This is a genomic window from Bradyrhizobium sp. AZCC 1577 (assembly GCF_036924575.1).
Taxonomy (GTDB): domain Bacteria; phylum Pseudomonadota; class Alphaproteobacteria; order Rhizobiales; family Xanthobacteraceae; genus Bradyrhizobium.
Genome location: NZ_JAZHRQ010000001.1, coordinates 969,370 through 986,704, shown reverse-complemented (window position 1 = coordinate 986,704; position 17,335 = coordinate 969,370). Strand labels below are relative to the sequence as shown.

The window sequence follows — 17,335 nt, the reverse complement described above, 5'->3', positions numbered from 1 at the left end:
AGTCTGGATTGATCCGGCGATGAAATTCTCCGAATACTTCAAACCCGCGCTCGGGGTGGCCTTCGTTGCCGTTGTGGCCGTCGGCTATTACTGGTTCGAGCACCGTCCGCGCGCGGAAGAAAAGGAAACGCCGGGCCAGGCGTTGGTGATCGTGACCAAATCCACCAATGCCTGTTTCTCCGACATGGTGCGCGTCACCGGCTTTATCGTGCCGCGGCGCGAGGCCCAGATCGGCGTCGATCAGGAGGGCTCGAGGGTCACTGATCTGTTCATCAAGGAAGGCGATACGGTTACCGAAAATCAGGAGATGGCGCGCCTCACCCCGCCGCCGCAACAGCCGGGAGCCCCGGGAGGCCGGTCTGGACCGATATCTCTTCGCGCGCCGGCTGCCGGTCTCGTTACCGAAGTCAGGACTGCGGTCGGCGCGCCGGCTTCGCCGCAGGCCGGCCCGATGTTCCGTGTCTCCGTGAACAATGAAATCGAGCTCGAAGCCGAAGTGCCGAGCGTTCATCTGCTCAAGCTCAATCCGGGTGCGACGGTACGCATCAGCCGTGACGATGCGCCCGATGTCGTCGGCAAGGTCCGGCAGATCTCGCCGCAGATCGACCGCACCACCCAACTCGGCAAGGTCCGGATTTCGCTGAACAACAATCCCTCGCTCAAGGTCGGCATGTTTGCCCGCGCCAATATCGATGCCAAGCGCTCCTGCGGCGTAGCTGTCCCGCGCACCGCCATCGACCGCCTGACCCTGCAGGTCGTGAAGGGCAACACCATCGAGACGCGAAAGGTGCGGGTCGGCCTGACCTCCGAAACCTCAACTGAAATTCTTGAAGGCCTCGACGTCGGCGAAACCGTCGTGGCCGATGCTGGCACCTCGCTGCATGACGGCGACCAGGTCAAGACCATGTTCGCCGATGAACTCGAGCGCACGCGGGCACGCTAATGGCTTTGAACATCTCGGCTTGGTCGATCCGGAACCCGCTTCCTTCGATCGTCTTTTCAATCATTCTCCTGGTCTTGGGCTGGGTCAGCTTCACCAAGCTCGCGGTGACGCGGCTGCCGAGCGCCGACATCCCCGTGATCTCGGTCGCTGTCGCGCAATTCGGCGCTGCTCCCGCCGAACTGGAAGCGCAGGTCACCAAGACCATCGAGGACGGCGTATCCGGCGTCGAAGGCGTTCGGCACATTTCGTCCTCAATCACCGACGGCCTGTCGGTGACGACGATCCAGTTCGCGCTCGAGACCAACACCGATCGCGCGCTCAACGACGTCAAGGATGCCGTCACCCGTGTACGCGCCAACCTGCCGCAGAACGTCAACGAGCCGCTGATCCAGCGCGTCGACGTGATCGGCCTGCCGATCGTCACCTATGCCGCGATATCGCCGGGCAAGACGCCGGAGCAGCTTTCCTATTTCGTCGACGACGTCGTCAAGCGCGCGCTGCAGGGCGTCCGCGGCGTTGCGCAGGTCGAGCGCATCGGCGGTGTCGAGCGCGAAATTCTCGTTTCGCTCGATCCCGACCGGCTGCAGGCGGCGGGGCTCACCGCCGTCAATGTCAGCCAGATCCTTCGCGGCACCAATGTGGACCTCGCCGGCGGCCGCGCCGAAATCGGCAAGAACGACCAGGCGATCCGCACGCTGGCCGGCGCCAAGACGCTGAACGATCTCGCCGGCACGATGATCCCGCTGTTCGGCGGCGGCGAAGTCCGGCTCGACGACCTCGGCACCGTCACCGACACCATTGCCGATCGCCGGACCTTTGCCCGCTTCAACGGCGAACCGGTGGTGGCGCTCGGCATCAAGCGCTCCAAGGGCGCCAGCGACGTAGTGGTGGCGGAGGCCGTGCAGAAGCGCATCGATGCGCTGAAGGTCGCCTATCCCGACGTCGACCTGAAACTGATCGACACCTCGGTCAACTTCACCAAGGGCAATTACGATGCGGCGATCTCGACCTTGTTCGAGGGCGCGATCCTCGCGGTGATCGTCGTGCTGCTGTTCCTGCGCGATATCAGAGCCACCATCATCGCCGCGATCTCGCTGCCGCTGTCGATCTTCCCAGCGTTCTGGGCGATGGACCTGCTCGGCTTCTCGCTGAACCTCGTCTCCTTCCTCGCCATTACGCTGTCGACGGGCATTCTGGTCGACGACGCTATCGTCGAAATCGAGAACATCGTGCGCCACATGCGCATGGGCAAGTCGCCCTATCGCGCGGCGCTCGAGGCTGCCGACGAAATCGGTCTCGCGGTGATCGCGATTTCGCTGACGATTATTGCGATCTTTGCTCCCGCCAGCTTCATGTCCGGTATCGCCGGACAGTTCTTCAAGCAGTTCGGCATCACCGTGTCGGTGCAGGTGTTCTTCTCGCTGCTCGCCGCGCGCTTCGTCACGCCGGTGCTCGCGGCCTACTTCCTCAAGGATCACCCGCATGAGGACCCGCCGCCTGGGCGCATCCTGCAGACCTACTCCAAACTCGTGACCTGGTCGGTGAAGCACTACTTCATCACGGTGTTGATCGGCTTCGGCGTCTTCGCCGCTTCGATCTGGAGCATCACGCTGCTGCCGCAGGGCTTCCTGCCCGCGCAGGACACCGCGCGCTCGCTGCTGGCAATGGAATTGCCGCCAGGTTCGCAGCTTGCATATACCGAGAAGGTGACGGAAGAAATCGTCGCCCGTCTGCGCAAGCGTCCCGAGGTGAAGAGCATCTTCGTCGATGGCGGCCGGGTGCCGCCGGGGACGCAGGAAGTCCGGCGCGCCGCGCTGATCATCAACTACACGCCGAAGGCCGATCGCAACATCACCCAGCGGCAGCTCGAACTCGAGATCGGCCAGGAGCTGGAAAACGTTCCCGATATCCGCTTCTGGTTCCTCGACGAAAACGGCCTGCGCGCGATTTCGCTGGTCGTGACCGGCACCGACAGCAACATTGTCAACAACGTCGCCAGCGAGCTGGCGACGCAGATGAAGCGGATCCCGATCATCGCCAACGTGATCTCGGAAACCGCGCTCGATCGCCCCGAGCTTCGCATCCGGCCGCGGGCCGAACTGGCGGCACGTCTTGGCGTTTCGACGGAGAGCCTGTCGCAGACGATTCGTGTCGCCACTATTGGCGACGTCGGTCCGGCATTGGCAAAATTCGACGCCGGCGACCGTCAGGTGCCGATCCGGGTCCAGCTCGAGGACAGTGCGCGCAGCGATCTGCAGATGTTGCAGCAATTGCGGGTGCCGCTCGGCCAGCGCGGCGAACGCGGCGGCGTGCCGCTGTCTGTCGTCGCCGACATCCAGCTCGATCAGGGCCCGACCAGCATCAACCGCTATGATCGCGAACGGCAGGCAACCGTCGCCGCCGACCTCGTCGGCACTGCGGCACTCGGCGACGCCACAAAGTTGATCTACGATCTTCCGGTCATGAAGAGCCTGCCGAAGGGCGTGAAGGTGAGCCCGTCGGGCGACGCCGAAAGCCTCAACGAATTGTCGGAGGGCTTTGCGACTGCGATCACCGCCGGCCTGATGATGGTCTATGCGGTGCTGGTGCTGTTGTTCGGCACTTTCCTGCAACCGATCACCATCCTGTTCTCGCTGCCGCTGTCGATCGGCGGCGCGATCGCAGCCTTGCTGCTGACCGGCAAGCAGCTCACCACGCCGGTATGGATCGGCATCCTGATGCTGATGGGCATCGTCACCAAGAACGCCATCATGCTGGTCGAATTCGCGACTACGGCGATCCGCGAGGGCAAGAAGCGCGAAGACGCCATGATCGACGCCGGCATGAAGCGCGCGCGCCCGATCGTGATGACGACGATTGCGATGGCGGCGGGCATGATGCCGTCAGCGCTGGCGTTCGGCGCCGGCGGTGAATTCCGCTCGCCGATGGCGCTCGCGGTGATCGGCGGCCTGATCTTCTCCACCATTCTGTCGCTGGTGTTCGTGCCCGCGATGTTCATGGTGATGGACGATTTCGGCGCCCTGTGCTGGCGCCTCGGCAAGAAGCTGATCGTCTCCAGCGCGGAGACGGAGTCTGGAGACCACGGACCGGACCATCACGGCAAGCCGCCGGCCAAGGGCCCGCCCGCGATGTCGCCCGCGGCGGAGTAGGTAAAGTGGATCGTGCGAGCCGGTGAAGACCGGCCTGTGTTCGTTACCTGTTGGGTACGATGATGACGTCGAAAGATAAGAACGAAGGGCCCTCCCTGCTCGACGTTGTCGCGCTGCTATCGGACATCCCGGCGCAGCAGCTTACACGTGGGCAAGTTGGCACGGTGGTGGAACTCTTGGACGATAGCACTTCGCTTGTGGAATTCAGTGACGAGCAGGGCCAAGCCTACGCCGTCGTCCCCTGCCCGCGCGCAGAATTGCCGAGCGATTACTTTACTCGTTCCTCGCCACCGCCGTCAGCTTGGTCATGTTCTGCAGCAGGATTCTCCCTCGCTGCAGGTCCAGGATGCCGTCCTTGCGCCAGAGCTGCAGTTGCCGATTGACGCTTTCGCGAGCGGCGCCGACGAAGACGCCGAGCTGCTCCTGCGAGATGTGAACTTCGGAACCGAAATCGGAAGCGAGCGCAACGAGCCTCCGCGCCAGCCGGACCGGCAGCGGCTGCAGCACGGATTCTTCCATCCGTTCGCTCTGCCAGCGGATGCGCTGACACAACAGCGTGATGATCTTGATCGCGACCTTGGGCTCGCGCTCCAGGAAGGCGAGGAAATCCTCGCGCCGCAGCACGAACAGTTCCGACGGCTCGCCGGCGGTAGCGTCCGCGGTGCGGCTCTGGCCGTCGAGCACGGCGACTTCGCCGAAGAGATCGCCGGAGCCCATGAAATTCAACGTCAGGCGGCTGCCGTCGGAGGCGCCGGTTTCGATCCGAATCTGGCCGCGGCGGACGCCGTACAGGGCGTCGCCGGGATCACCCTTCTGGAACAACATTTCGCCGACGCCGAGCTGCTGGGTATGGCAAAGGCCGGAGATACGCTGCAATTCGTCGGCGCCCAAATCCGCAAACATCGGGTTCATTTTCAAAATGACCGCAAATTCGGCCTGTTTAGTCATTGTATCGCCTTCCAGATCGGCTCCACCGCCCCCGAACGCCGTTAGCAGGATTCCACTGCCGGCAAGTGTGTCATAAGTCACATAACTTTGCAGTACCCCCGGATTATTTTTGGCTGCTTTGGGCGCTATCCCTTTCCGGGATAAGCTCGCCCGACCGGTTGCGACGGCGTGTCGAGCCACCGAAATAAGAGCCGTTTGCGCGGTCTGGAATGTCGATATGAGAGCACTGAAAATTGCCGGCGCCATCATTGCCGCCGTGATCGTCGTCTTCGCGCTGCTGCTGGTGATCGGCATCCCCTCGGGCTACCTGAAGGCCGAGATCCAGGAGCGGATCGAGCGCGAGACCGGCTACAAGCTCGCCATCAATGGCGGTGCCAAGATCGGCCTGTGGCCACAGCTCAACATCCGGCTGAACGATGTCACGCTGCAAGATCCGAAGGATCGCGACATCAACCATCGTTTCACCGCCTCAAGCATCGAGGCGGACGTGACGCTGGCGAGCCTGTGGGCCGGCCGGCCGCAGATCACCGAGCTCGTCATCATTCGCCCGGTGGTGAATTTGCCCCTGAAGCGCGAGCGCGTGAGGGAGGCCAATCCTCCCTCGAAGCCCGCCGGCGGCAAGGCGGCGGATGCCTTTTCGATTGAGCATGTCAGCGTCACCGGCGGCACCATCGTGTTCTCCAATTTGCGCGACCGCGTCGAGAACAGGATCGAGACCGTCAACGCCGACATCACGATTGATGCCGACCGCAAGGTTACGCTGACCGGCAGCGCGCGCAGCGGCGGCCATCCGCTGAAAGTCGAAGCCAAGGCGGCGCTGCCCGCCGCGCCGCTCGAACGGCAGAATATTCCGGCCGAGATCAAGATCGACGCGCCGGGCCTGTTGCACGCGCAGCTCATGGCCAAGGCCGAAGCGCGGCTCAACGGCTCGGTCGTGATGATCAACGGCGTCACCGGCGCCCTCGGCGACGGCGCGTTCAACGGCTGGGCCTCGGTCGATCTGTCGAGCAAGCCGCTGGTCAAGCTCGACCTCGATTTCCAGAAGCTCACGGTCGCGATGTCGCGCAGCACCGATTCTTCCTCAGGCCAGCCCTGGAGCAACGCGACGATCGACGTCAATGGGCTCAACTACGTCGACCTGCAGGCGCGGATTTCCGCGGCCGAACTCAAGATCGGCGACGCGCGCTTCACCCCTGCCGCGATCGACGCCACGCTCGCAAGCGGCATATTGAAGACGCAGGTTTCCAACCTTGGCGCCTATGACGGCAACGCCAATGGCGACCTGACCGTCGATGTCTCCACCGCCAATCCCATTTATGCGATGCGGGCCGATCTCACCGGCGTGCGCGCGCTGCCGCTGCTGGATGGTCTTGCTGATTTCGACAGGATCGACGGCAGGATGCAGGCGAAGATCAGCGTGCGCTCCTCCGGCACCAGCCAGCGCGCGATCATGTCGAACATGGCGGGCACCGCCTTCGTCGTGTTCCAGGACGGCGCCATCAAGGGACTCAATGTCGCGCAGATGATCCGCTCGCTGACAGCAAGCACCTTGTCCGGCTGGCAGGCGAGCGATGAGAAGGCGACGGATCTTTCGCAGTTGTCGGCATCGTTCAAGATCGACAAGGGGCAGGCGCAGACCACCGATCTCAACCTCGTCGGCCCGCTGGTGAAGATGACCGGCGTCGGCACCGTCGATCTCGGCACCAAGCAGATCGGCTTCCGTGTCGAGCCGAAACTGGTGATGACCACCGAAGGCCAGGGCCGCGTCAGCGATCCGGTCGGGCTCGGCATTCCCGTGATGATCGAGGGCCCATGGGGGAGCCCACGGATTTATCCGGAGATGCAGGGCATTCTCGACAATCCGGAGGGGGCCTATGCCAAGCTGAGGGAAATGGGCAAGGGCCTGTTCGGACCGAACGGCGCCGGGCTTGGCGCTGCGATCGGCAACCTGCTCGGCGGCGGACAACAGGGTGCGGCCGGCGGACAGGGCACTGCGCCCGGCAGCGGCCAGACGGGCGGCAAGCCGAATGATCCGCTCGGCGGACAGCTTGGTGAGACCATCGGCAATCTCATTCAGGGCTTGGGTGGATTGGGCCAGAATCAGCCTCAAGGCGGCGCGCGCCCGGGCGGTCAACGGAGCCTGACGCCGACCTCGCCCGCCGAGGCGCCGACGCAAGCCGCGCCGGCCGAGCCCGCGCCTCCAGCAGCGCCAAGCGATACAACCGCGCAGCAGGACAGCCAGCCGATGAACGAGGTGTTGCGGCAGTTGTTCAATCGGTGAGTTTGATACTCCCTCGCCCCGCTCTTCGCGGGGGGAGGTTAAGCGGGGCCTGCGCATGACGACGAATCTGCGGATTCCTGCCTAAAATCGGGGCTAACCATGCTGGCGGAGGGCCCGCTGGTCCCCTCAATTCGTGCTAAACAGGCCTCATCCGGGGCTCCCCAATAGCGCCCCGTGGCAAGCGACGAACGGATGCGCATGCTTAAGGGCGTGGCGCACGAGGGTCCGGATGAGCGAGGGCAACGATAGAGCAAGGTTTCTGCGCGAGGGGCTGTTCGCCAAATACGTCGTCGCGCTGGTCGGGCTTGTCGTGTTCGTGCTGGCCATCAACGGCGCGATGGAAATCTGGATCACCTATCGCGGCATCAAGAGCTCGCTCCACGACGGCATGTCCGACAAGGCGGAGGCGACCGCGAAGCGGATCGCGCAGTCGATCTCCGAGCTGGAGCGGCAGATCTCCTGGGTGACGCGCGCTTCCACCAAGACGATCGAGGATCGCCGCGCCGACTACTCCCAATTGCTGCGGCAGGTGCCGCAGGTCAGCCAGCTCTCGCTGCTTGGCAGCAACGGCCGCGAGCAGCTCCGCCTGACGCGACAGACCGTCACGCTCGGCAGCAACGCCGATTTCTCCCGCGATGTCCGCTTCACCGAAACCGTCTCGCGCGGCACCAGCTTTGCGCCGGCCTATCTGCGCGACCAGCAGCCATTCATGTCGATCGCGCTGTCGCATGCCGACGGCAGCATCACGATTGCCGAAATCGATCTCGATTTCCTCTCCGAATTCCTGATCGACGCCCAGGTCGGCAAGGTGGCGTACGCCTATGTCACTGACGCCAAGGGCGAAGTGCTGGCCAGGTCCTCGAACGGGCCCGAGGTCGGCAAGAATCTGTCGGCACTGCCGCAGGTCGCCGCTGTCAGCAAGCCCGGCGGCGTCGCGCCAGCGTCAGGCCTGGATGCCAATGGCGACGCCGTGCTGACGACGTCGAGCTTGGTGCCGAAACTCGGCTGGCGCGTGTTCTTCGAACAGCCGACGGCGCAGGCGCTGACGCCGATCCGCGATCAATTGGTGCGGATCGCGCTTTTGATCGCGCTTGGCCTCGTGGTCGCGATCATCGCCGGCACCATTATGGCGCGGCGCCTGCTGGTGCCGATCACGGCGCTGCAGGCCGGCGCGCGGCGGCTCGGCGCCGGCGATTTCGGTCACCGCATCGAGGTGAAGACATCAGACGAACTGGAGGAGCTAGCCAACCAGTTCAACGGCATGGCGGGGCAGCTCGCCGAGACCTATTCGAACCTCGAAGCCAAGGTGAACGAGCGGACGCGGGACCTGGCGCAATCGATCAACGAGCTCAAGGTGCTCGAGGAGGTCGGCCGCGCGGTCGCCTCCTCGCTCGATCTCGACGCCGTACTGCCCACGGTTGCCGCGCGCGCGCTCGAGATCACCCACGCCGACGCCGTGCTGATCTATGGCTATGACGCCGGCAATCACCAGTTCAGCCTGACCGAAGCCATCGGCATCGACAAGGCTGCCGAAGGCCGCCATCGCGCCATCGACGCCGACCATTCGCCGCTCGGCGAGGCCGCGACCAGCGGCGAGCCGATCGCCATTCCCCAGCTCGGCGCAACGCCCGAACATCCGCTTCGCGATGTCGCGATGGAAGCCGGCTTCCACTCGGTGCTGGTGGTGCCCTTGGTTGACCAGACCGGCATCTTGGGATCGCTGGTGGTACTGCGGCGGAACCAGGGCGAGTTTTCCGCCAACCTGATCGGCCTGATGAAGACGTTTGCGCACCAGGCGGTGCTGGCGATGCGCAATGCGCGCCTCTTCACCGAAGTGGACCACAAGAGCCGCGAGCTGCTCGCCGCCAATGACATTGTGCGCGAACAGGCGAGCAAGCTGCAAGAGCAGACCGACCAGCTCCGCGACTGGAATCGCTCGCTGGAGGAGCGGGTGGAGACGCAGCTCGGCGAGATCGAGCGCATCCGGCGGCTGGAGCGTTTCCTGGCGCCGCAGGTGGCGCAGCTTATCGCCTCCTCCGACGGCCATGAGGGCCTGCTCGACAGCCACCGCCGCGAGGTGACGGTGGTGTTCTGCGACTTGCGCGGCTTCACCGCGTTCACCGAGACCACCGAGCCGGAAGAGGCGATGAACGTGCTGCGCGAATATCACGCAGCGCTCGGCGAGCTGATCTTCAAGTATGAGGGTACGCTCGACCGCTATGCCGGCGACGGCGTGATGATCCTGTTCAACGCGCCGATCCAGTTCGATGACCACACCGCGCGCGCGGTGCGGATGGCGGTGGAGATGCGCGACACCATCGGCGGCCTGACCGAGAAGTGGCGCAACCGCGGCCACAATCTCGGCTTCGGCATCGGCATCGCCCTCGGCTACGCCACCCTCGGCCAGATCGGTTTCGAGCAGCGCCTGGAATACGCCGCGATCGGCAGTGTCACCAATCTTGCCTCGCGTCTCTGCGACGAGGCCAAGGCCAACCAGATCGTGGTGAGCCGCCGCGTCTATGGCATGGTCGAGCCTTGGGTCGAGGGACGGCCGATCGACGATTTGAATTTGAAGGGATTCAACCATCCGATTTTAGCGGCCGAGATCACCGCCTGGCGCGAGTCGGTCGACAACGTGGTCGATGCCGCTGCGGCGCGACGGAAGAAGATGCAGTAGCCGCCGTCCCCTCCTGTCGCCCCTGCGAACGTTTCCGTCGTCCCTGCGAACGCACTAGTGGATGCACACATGTTGCAGTGCGATTCAGGCTTCATATGCAATTTTAGAATCGAAGATGCGAGCTCATCGAAATTTTGGAATCGAGGCTGGCGTTTTCGCGCAAGATCGGAATCCAGCGCTTCGGTGGGGTGGAGAGCGCGCGCAGCAAAACTACGTCGCAACACTTGAGAAGTGCAAAAACCCTTGGCTTTTCATGAGTATTTGCGGCGCAACAAGTGTGCATGCCCTAGTGCGAACGCAGGGACGACGGTGAATGTGCCGCGCGTTCGCTTCGAAATTTCAAACAGCGGAAATCCTCCCGCAGCGCGGTTGCGCCCGAGGATTTTCTTCATTCATTCGCCCATGAAAATCAGAGGGCGCTGGGAACGAGCGGGTGCTTGCAGCCGTTGCGGCCGCCTGACAACAAGCCGCGTCGGCGCACGCGCCTGTCAGTGCCAACCGGGCTGCTGCATTCGCGCGCGGGTCTGTGCCAATTCTCCGAGGCTGCTGTCGATCTGCGTGCGGTACATGCCGAGATCCTCGAGATGGCGATCGTCGAGCTTGCGCAGGGCCTCGCGCATGGCGTGCCGTTCGTGGCGCGCAATGACCGCTGCGAGGAAGCTGTTGACGAGACGGCGCAGGCGCGCGAGCCAAATCGCAGTTCGCCAGGCAAATGGCCTGATGGCGGAGGTCGGAATGGTGGTCAGCATAGTCATGGCTATTTTCTTTCAAACGGTAGCCGGAACCCGGTGAGCTTGCCGGGCACCCTTTCTATCGAAGGCCTGCTGCCAGCATGGTGTCAGCAGGCTTCGGTACGTACGCCCGAAGGCGCGAGGAGCACCGACCTCGCGGCAGCGAGGGCAGCGTCAAACATGCCCATTGCGACCGGCCAAGACTTTCAGACCGCTCTGATTTACCGTCCAGACTCTCTTGAGATATCGCCGCGAAGCTATTGCAGACCGGCGCGCCGAAACCCTTCCAGGTAATGCGCCTTGTCAGCCTCGTGCTCGAACGGCAGTCCGCTGGCCAGCCAGGCGAGCGAGAAGTTGGGCTGGGCGCCGCGGAGGCCCTCGACGGCTGCTTTGGCGGCGTCAGTGTCGCCGGCCATGCCGAGGGAGGCCGTCAGCACGCGGTGGGCGCCGACGAAGTCGGCGCGCTGCCGCAGCGCTTCACGCGACAGGCGGATCGCCTCTGCGTAATTTTTGCCGACATACTGGCAATAGGCGGCGACGCCGCAATAGATCGCGGCAAAGGGATCGCGGGGTGAGAGTTTCAGCGCCTCGCGCGCCGCGCGATCACCGTCTTCCCAGCGCCCGCGATAGGACAGCGCAACACCATAGATGCCGCGCGCGGGCGAAAAATTCGGATTGAGCCGCAGCGCCAGCTCGAATTCGGCGATGCAATCATCGAAGCGCCGGTTGAACAGATAGACGCTGGCCAGCGCATAATGCGCCCACGCGTCCTCGCTGTCGGCCCGGATCGCTGCCAGCGCCGCGCGCTCCGCCGTTGGTACGGCCATGGACATTTCCTGCCAACCCATATGGGCGCCGAACGTATGGCAGGCAGCCAGCAGGCTGAGCGCCTGGCCGTAAGAAGGATCGACGCTGATCGCCTTTTCCAAGAGCGCCTGCGCGACCAGATTGTCCTGCCGCGTCACGCGCCAATAATGCGATAGCGCCCGCATCACCAGATCCCAGGCATCCATGTTGTCAGGCGCCTTGCGCCGGGCCCGGAAATCCTCGGCAGCGTAGAGTTGCGGCTCGATCGCCGCGACGACCGCCTGCGTGATTTCGTCCTGCACGGCGAACACGTCGGCGAGATTGCGGTCGTAGCGCTCCGCCCAGAGGTGACTGCCACTCGCCACGTCGACGAGCTGGGCCGTGATGCGCACATGGTCGCCATCCTTGCGCACGCTGCCTTCGACGACATAGCCGACGCCGAGCTCCTCGCCGATCTGCTGGTGATGGACGGATTTCCCCCGGTAGATGAACGAGGAATTTCGCGCGATCACATAGAACCAGCGCAGCTTCGACAGCGCGGTGATGATGTCCTCGCTGATGCCTTCCGAAAAATACTCCTGCTCCGGCTCGCCAGAGAGATTGGCAAACGGCAGCACTGCAATCGCGGTGCGATCGAGCGCCGGGAGGGGCGGGTGCAGCGGCTCGCCGGCGAGGTCGAGCGGCTGGGGCGCACCGGCACGCGCTCCGCGGCCGTTCGCGGCTTTCGGCTGCACGTCACCGACGAAGCGAAAACCTTTTCGCGCGAGCGTGCGGATCATGATTTGATCCTTGCCGCTGTCCCCGACCGCCCTGCGCGCGGCGTTGATCCGGCTCGTCAGCGTGGATTCGGAGATAATGCGGCCGTCCCACACCTTCTCGATCAGATCGTCCTTGGTGACGACGCGGTCGCGGTTTTCGATCAGATGAACCAATAGATCGAACACCTGCGGTTCGACCGCCACGCTCTCGCCGCCGCGGGTCAGCTCGCGAAGGTCGACATCCAGGACATGGTTGGAAAAGTGAAATTGCACGGCGTCATCCCGGTTAAATCGTCATAAGTCATTTCGGATCGGCACGTAAATTTCCGGTCACTTTGTCCCGCACTTCTTGTTTGACCATGATCTCCGGGCAAACGCTCCGCGCTTGTCCGAGGGAAAACCGGTATCCACTTTTCCGGATCATGCTCCCGGAGGAGGTAGAGCGAATTTCCCGGCGGGGCCCTGTGAAAAATCTCACAGAAACAGGCATCTCACTGAAAAATCAGGGTCCCCTCAAGGCAAAATCAGCCCCGCATCACAGTCTTTAGGTCCGCCCAAGGCCATGTTTGGTTCATCGCGGCCCTTTCCGTGGCCGCAGCATCCCAAAAGGAGACATCGATGGCCGCCCAGAGCGCGATCGCAGCGACCCAAACCCAAGCCGATTCTGCCCAAGCCGATTCTGCCCAACCTGCCCCCGACCTTGCCGCCCTCAAGACGCGTCAGCAGGCCGCATGGTCGTCAGGCAACTACGCCATTGTCGGCTCGACGCTGCAGATCGTCGGCGAGGAACTCTGCGAGGCGCTCGATCTCAAGGCCGGCTCAAAGGTGCTCGATGTCGCCGCCGGCAATGGCATGGCGAGCCTCGCTGCGGCTCGGCGGTGGTGCGACGTCACCTCGACCGACTATGTGCCGGCGTTGCTGGAGCGCGGCCGGGCGCGCGCAGCGGCGGAAGGCATGCCAATCGAATTCAGGGAAGCTGACGCGGAAAACCTGCCGTTCGATGATAACAGTTTTGACACGGTGCTCTCCACCTTCGGCGTCATGTTCACACCGAACCAGGACCGCGCGGCCGCCGAGCTGATGCGGGTCTGCAAGCCCAAGGGCCGGATCGGCCTGGCGAACTGGACGCCGGACGGTTTTATCGGACAGGTCTTCAGGACGCTCGGCAAATATCTGCCACCGCCCGCCGGGACCAAATCGCCGGCGCTGTGGGGAACGAGCGCGCGGCTGACCGAAATGTTCGACGCTGACGCGCGCTCGATCCGAGCGGAATCGCGCCTGTTCAGGTTTCGCTATCGCTCGCCGGCGCACTTCCTCGACGTGTTCAAGACGTATTACGGCCCGGTGCTGAAAGCGTTCGCAGCCCTCGATCCGGCGAAACAGGAAGAACTGCATAACGACCTGCATGCCCTGATCGTTCGCATGAACCGCTCCGGCGACGGCACGATGGTGGTGCCCAGCGAATATCTCGAGGTCGTCATCACCAAGCAGTGAAACGTCGCGCCAGCAATATCTTAGCGGAGCCATTGGCGTGGCTCCGCCGGTGGCGTCCCGCATAAAAATCAGCAGCATTTCAATGACCAATGTGATTCCAATCTCGCGCGCAGAGCGCGAAAAGGCTTGCGTCGTGGCGCTGCATTGCTCGCTGGGCTCGGGCCGCCAATGGAAGACGCTCGCCGATGAACTCGGGCGCGCGCATCGATTCTTCGCCCCTGACATCGCGGGCTATGGCACCAATAGCTGCTGCGCGGCGGATCTGCCGCTGACGCTCGCGGAGGAAGTTCGATGCCTGAGCGGCCAGCTCCACGATGCGGACGGCCCCATCCATCTCGTCGGCCATTCTTACGGCGGCGCGATTGCGTTCAAGATCGCGACCTGCTCCCCGTTCGCGCATCGCCTGCGCAGCCTGACGTTGATCGAGCCGGTGCTGCCGACACTGCTGTGCGAAAGCGAGGCGGACCGGCGGCTGCACGCGCGTTTCGCCCAGGTCGCGCGTGACGTTTCCGAGGACCTCTGGAATGGATCGGCGCTGGAAGCGATCGACATGTTCATCGAATTCTGGAACGGCTCCGGCCCGCAGGATCCGCTGCCGGCCAGCGCGCGCCTGCGCGTGATCGAGCGCGCCGACAAGCTTGCATTCGATTTCACGGCGGCGTTCGCCGAAGCGAATGTCGCCACCGCGGCGGCCTCGCTTCGCGTGCCGACGCTATTGTTTTCGGGAGGGCTGTCGCCCTATCTCACCCAACGCATCGTGCAGCGGCTCGGCGCGATCATGGACTGCGCCGAGGTGCAACATTTGCCGGCTGCCGGCCATATGCTCCCGCTTACCCATGCCTCGTCAGTCAATCCCGCGATCGCGAGACACATCGCCCGCGCGGACGAACTCGCAGGCGTTCCGCTGGCGCTCGAAAACGGCGCTGGCAGAGGCCGGCAGCCGGGCGGAGGGGTGACATTCTTGGCGCTTGGCTCTCCCGCCGGCCTTCTGGTATCGGTTAAGGCCGAAACCGGGAACGAAATGCCGATGACCATCCTCCGCGCGCGCGACCTTACACTGAGGCTCACTGCCCTGATTGCCGTGGGCATGATCTGCCTTTCCACCTCCCCGCTCCGCGCCGCCGAGGACACCGACCCCGCCGCCCCGAAGGGCGCCGCGGTCACCGTGCTCAAGGCGCAAAAATCCTGCTTCGCCAATATCGTCGAGGTGTCCGGCACCATCATTGCGCGCGAGGAGACGCAGGTGCGGCCCGAGCGGATGGGGCTGAAGGTGGCCGAGGTGATGGTGGATGCGGGCGACAGCGTCACCGCGGGGCAGGTGCTGGCGCGGCTCGCTTTGCCGGAAGGCGGGCAGATTTCGGTGCAGGCGCCGGTGGGCGGCGTGATCTCGGCCACGACGGCGTCGGTCGGCGCGATGGCGTCGGGCAAGGGCGAAGCGCTGTTCTCGATCATCGCGCGCGGCGAGTTCGACCTGGTCGGCATGGTGCCGACGCGCGATATCGCCAAATTGCAGATCAACCAGACCGCGCGGATCAAGGTGATCGGCGCCGGCGAGGTCGATGGAAAGGTGCGGCGGCTGTCGACCACGGTGGAGCCGAACAGCCAGCTCGCGCAAGTGTTCGTCGGCGTCACCACCAACCGGCGGCTGCTCGTCAATTCGAGTGGCCGCGCGCAGATCAGGACCGGACAGAGCTGCGGCGTCGCGGTGCCGCTGACCGCGATCCTCTATGGCACCGCCGGCACCGTGGTGCAGGTGGTGCGGCGCGCCCGCGTCGAAACGCGGCGGGTGGAGACCGGGCTGATGTCGGCCGGCCAGGTCGAGATCACCTCGGGCCTGCAGGAAGGCGACATCGTGGTGGCGCGCGCCGGCGCGCTGCTGCGCGAGGGCGATCCGGTGCGGGCGGTGACGGCGAGCGCGGACGCGAAGTAGCTGGGCGGCTGCAACTCTCACCGTCGCCCCTGCGAACGCAGGGGCCCATAACCACCGGCTTTCGTTGTGTGATAAGGTGTCTGCTACCGCGCTTCCTCGGTAGATCACGCGGTATAGGTCCCTGCGTTCGCAGGGACGACGAGAGCCGCGCATGTACTACGTCTGCATCCTCGCGAGCCGGCGTCATGGGACGCTGTATATCGGGGTGACCAATTCGCTGGCGAAACGGATGGAGCAGCATCGCAACGGCGAGGGGTCATCGTTCGTCAAAACCTACGGCGTTTACCGGCTGGTTTATGTCGAGGCGTTCGAGCGAGCGGATGAAGCGATTGCGCGGGAAAAGCAGCTCAAGCGCTGGAAGCGCGATTGGAAGATTGAGCTGATCGAGCGGGAAAATCTGGAGTGGCGGGATCTTAGTGATTTGATTGTTTAAGGCTCGCTATCGCCACGTAATCGTTGTCGCCCCTGCGAACGCAGGGGCCCATAACCACTGCACTTCGTCGTTGAAGCAAAGCCGTCTCGCCGTGTGCCATTTCCGCGGGCCGCGGCCGTATGGGTCCCTGCGTTCGCAGGGACGACGGGAGGGAGCTCGGCCCGCCTTACCCTCCGAGGCGGACGTCTTCCAGCAAGGACGATGACACCTGCGGCACCTGCTCGCCGTCGGAGGCGCGGGAGATGGAGATGCGGGTTTTGTTGAATGCGCTGGCGACGCCGGACTGCGAATTCAGATTGTTGAGCAGCTCGGTGACCAGCACGCTGTACTGGCCCTTGCCGTCGTCGGCCACCTTGCCCGGCGTGGCCGAGGTCAGGATCAGCGCGTTCTCCGGCGTGGAGATCGGGGCCAGCCCATGAGAATAGGAGCGGAAGCGGCGCTCGTAAGGATTGCGGCGGGAGGCGTCGACGACGACGAGCTTGGCGCTGGCGCCCTTCTCGGTCATCGCATCAAGCACCTGCTCGATCGAGACGCCGTCGCGGCGGACGTCGGCTTCCTTCCAGATCGCGGCGTCGACCGGGATCATAAAGCTCTCGCGTCCGACCTGGACGCCGTAGCCGCCGAAGAACAGCAGCGCGACGGTGTCCGGCTTGATCTTGTCTTTCAGGCGAGCGACGGCGCGAGCCATGTCGTCCTTGGTGGCGTCTTCGACCACGTCGACATCGAACCCCTTGGCGCGCAGTGCGGCGGTGAGGCCGCGGGCATCGTTGATCGGCTGGGACAAAGGCGCTGCGGCATCCGGATAATGGCCGTTGCCGATCACCAGGGCGACGCGGGCGGAGGTGCCGATCACGCCGGTCTGCTCGGTGCCGATTGCCTTGGCGGCGTCGAGCGAACGCTTGTTCAGCGCGGCATGGGCGCCGATCGCCAGCGACACCAGGCCGATAAAAGCAACGGCAATGGTGACGGTGCGGCGGGAAATGCAGAGCTGACCAAGGTTCATCGCGTTTCCATTCCCAAGTTTGTCCATCGCGCCAAGCAAGACCGCGCCAGTTAGTCGCGTGCGGACCGTTCAGGTTTGATGGGGTTGCCGGGTGTGTGCCGTCTAATTGCGCTCAATTTGCGGCACCGCAACAACGGTCTTTTAGCCTGTCGGGCCCATCCGGACAACCTCATTCGACGCA

General features: G+C 64.1%; 12 protein-coding genes and 1 pseudogene. 9 read left to right on the top strand and 4 right to left on the bottom strand.

The genetic code is table 11. The features are described from left to right. The first annotated feature begins 19 nt into the window (after positions 1-19). Genes V1278_RS04610 through V1278_RS36820 form a run of 3 tightly spaced genes read left to right on the top strand, consistent with a single transcriptional unit; the run spans position 20 to position 4,475 of the window. The gene (locus V1278_RS04610) at positions 20-943 is read left to right on the top strand and encodes an efflux RND transporter periplasmic adaptor subunit (RefSeq protein ID WP_334365519.1); all 924 of its coding nucleotides are present in this window, start codon (positions 20-22) and stop codon (positions 941-943) included. Continuing rightward, positions 943-4,092, top strand: a complete 3,150-nt coding sequence (locus V1278_RS04605) for an efflux RND transporter permease subunit (RefSeq protein ID WP_334379835.1) — start codon at positions 943-945, stop codon at positions 4,090-4,092. Before V1278_RS04610 ends, V1278_RS04605 begins: the two co-directional genes overlap by 1 nt. A 59-nt stretch (positions 4,093-4,151) precedes the next feature. Further along, positions 4,152-4,475 carry a DUF4926 domain-containing protein gene (locus tag V1278_RS36820; protein WP_442894617.1) on the top strand — a complete coding sequence of 108 codons (324 nt, stop codon included), beginning with the start codon at positions 4,152-4,154 and terminating at the stop codon, positions 4,473-4,475. On the opposite strand, the gene V1278_RS04600 is transcribed toward V1278_RS36820, so the two are convergent. After that, a complete protein-coding gene (locus V1278_RS04600) occupies positions 4,366-5,040 on the bottom strand; it encodes a Crp/Fnr family transcriptional regulator (protein ID WP_065747796.1) in 675 nt (224 codons plus the stop codon). The genes V1278_RS36820 and V1278_RS04600 overlap by 110 nt on opposite strands. A gap of 217 nt (positions 5,041-5,257) precedes the next feature. Here V1278_RS04600 and V1278_RS04595 point away from each other — a divergent pair, with 217 nt between their 5' ends. After that, positions 5,258-7,321: an AsmA family protein gene (locus V1278_RS04595; RefSeq protein WP_334379834.1), complete on the top strand. Its 2,064-nt coding sequence runs from the start codon at positions 5,258-5,260 to the stop codon at positions 7,319-7,321. 229 nt (positions 7,322-7,550) lie between these two features. Further along, complete coding sequence (locus V1278_RS04590) at positions 7,551-9,998, top strand: adenylate/guanylate cyclase domain-containing protein (protein WP_334379833.1); 2,448 nt, start codon at positions 7,551-7,553, stop codon at positions 9,996-9,998. Between the two features lie 488 nt (positions 9,999-10,486). On the opposite strand, the gene V1278_RS04585 is transcribed toward V1278_RS04590, so the two are convergent. After that, positions 10,487-10,753, bottom strand: a complete 267-nt coding sequence (locus tag V1278_RS04585) for a DUF1127 domain-containing protein (RefSeq protein ID WP_334379832.1) — start codon at positions 10,751-10,753, stop codon at positions 10,487-10,489. 233 nt (positions 10,754-10,986) lie between these two features. Beyond that, positions 10,987-12,567, bottom strand: coding sequence for a winged helix-turn-helix domain-containing protein (locus V1278_RS04580; protein ID WP_334379831.1), 1,581 nt, complete (start codon positions 12,565-12,567; stop codon positions 10,987-10,989). 345 nt (positions 12,568-12,912) lie between these two features. Here V1278_RS04580 and V1278_RS04575 point away from each other — a divergent pair, with 345 nt between their 5' ends. From V1278_RS04575 to V1278_RS04560, 4 genes and pseudogenes are all read left to right on the top strand, one after another. Continuing rightward, positions 12,913-13,788 carry a class I SAM-dependent methyltransferase gene (locus V1278_RS04575; RefSeq protein WP_334379830.1) on the top strand — a complete coding sequence of 292 codons (876 nt, stop codon included), beginning with the start codon at positions 12,913-12,915 and terminating at the stop codon, positions 13,786-13,788. A gap of 82 nt (positions 13,789-13,870) precedes the next feature. Continuing rightward, a pseudogene (locus V1278_RS04570) lies at positions 13,871-14,617 on the top strand (alpha/beta fold hydrolase); the annotation flags it as partial. Between the two features lie 198 nt (positions 14,618-14,815). Continuing rightward, entirely contained in the window at positions 14,816-15,718 is a 903-nt protein-coding gene (locus V1278_RS04565; RefSeq protein WP_334384098.1) for an efflux RND transporter periplasmic adaptor subunit, read from the top strand. Positions 15,719-15,869: 151 nt separating this feature from the next. Next, entirely contained in the window at positions 15,870-16,151 is a 282-nt protein-coding gene (locus V1278_RS04560; protein WP_334379829.1) for a GIY-YIG nuclease family protein, read from the top strand. Between the two features lie 166 nt (positions 16,152-16,317). Here the strand turns inward: V1278_RS04560 and V1278_RS04555 are convergent, their stop codons facing one another. Continuing rightward, the gene (locus V1278_RS04555; protein ID WP_334365529.1) at positions 16,318-17,154 is read right to left on the bottom strand and encodes a caspase family protein; all 837 of its coding nucleotides are present in this window, start codon (positions 17,152-17,154) and stop codon (positions 16,318-16,320) included. Between the last annotated feature and the right edge of the window lie 181 nt (positions 17,155-17,335).